Genomic DNA, 1,335 nt, shown 5'->3' with positions numbered 1-1,335 from the left:
ACATGAATCGTAACGTAGTGGGTTTGGATATCGCAAAACAAGTTTTTCATCTATTCATGATGCTAGACGGCAAGGCCATAAAGAGGAAGCTAAAGCGATCGGAATTACTGGCCTTCATTGCTCAACTGCCGCCGAGCCTAATCGCACTGGAAGCCTGTGGTGGTTCGCACCACTGGGCGCGATCATTCCAGCAGTTGGGTCATGAGGTAACACTGTTGAACGCTCGCTATGTGAAAGCCTTTGTGGTTGGCAATAAAAACGATTTTAACGATGCCGAGGCGATTTTTACGGCGGCGAGGCAACCGAACAAGCGCACGGTGGCGATTAAAGAGATGGAACAGCAAGACCTGTCCATGGTGCATGGCATACGCCAGGGCAAAGTCGAGGAACGTACAGCATTGATCAACCAGATGCGCGGGCATTTGGCCGAACGAGGGATTGTCTTGCCACCCAGTGCCAATCAGGTCAGAAAGCATTTGCCGTCGATTCTGGAAGATGCCGAAAATCAACTGTCGACGCTCAGCCGTTCGCTGTTTGCCGAACAGTATCAAGCCCTGGTAGCGATGGATGAGGCCATCAAAGCCGTGGATCGGCAGATCGATGCGCTATGTCGGCAAAATGCCTTGAGCAAGCGCCTGCTCACCATTCCGGGCGTGGGTCCGCTCACCGCCACCTTGGCCGCCGCCGATGTGGGGGATGGCAAAGGGTATACGTCCAGCCGCGATTACGCCGCCAGCTTGGGCGTGGTGCCTAGGCAGCACAGCAGCGGCGACCGGCAAGTCTTGCTCGGCATTAGCAAACGCGGAAATCGACACTTGCGCACTTTGCTAATCCACGGTGCCCGGGCGGTATTGAAATACTGCGGCGACAAGAGCGACCCGTTGAGCCGCTGGCTACAAGCGTTGATCGAACGGCGTGGTTTCAACAAGGCGGCCGTGGCCTTGGCCAACAAGAACGCCAGGATTATCTGGGCACTGGCCGCCGGTGAAGGCGAATATACGGCCAAGGTAGCCTGATTAAGTGGAGCCCGGGTTATCCACCCTTCGCCCAACGCCTCCACACGAGCGAAGGGTTACGGCGTCGGGCAAAGCGTGGATAACCCTCAATCCGGTTTCGTACAAGACAACTGCGTTCAACAGATTGCGGAGGCAAGACAACCTTTAGTGATGACATTCAACAGGTCAGACCGGTGCTTTTAAATCCCGTTCGGCACATAGGTTCTTAGAAACCGTTAGGGTGATAGTGGAAAAAGCGCGCGGATAGATTCATCAGGGTCCGAAGGTCAATCAAGTACCTTCACCAAGAGACCGAATATATGGCTGCAATCTCGATCTC

The 1,335-nt window shown here is 54.5% G+C and carries 1 protein-coding gene; it reads left to right on the top strand.

The genetic code is table 11. The features are described 5' to 3' along the window. Nucleotides 1-2: 2 nt before the first annotated feature. Complete coding sequence (locus AC3B8H_RS21395) at nt 3-1,016, top strand: IS110 family RNA-guided transposase (protein ID WP_488443524.1); 1,014 nt, start codon at nt 3-5, stop codon at nt 1,014-1,016. The last annotated feature ends 319 nt before the right edge of the window (nt 1,017-1,335 follow it).

It is taken from the genome of Methylomonas sp. BG-2, from assembly GCF_057766305.1.
This window is presented reverse-complemented; position numbering and strand designations above follow the sequence as displayed.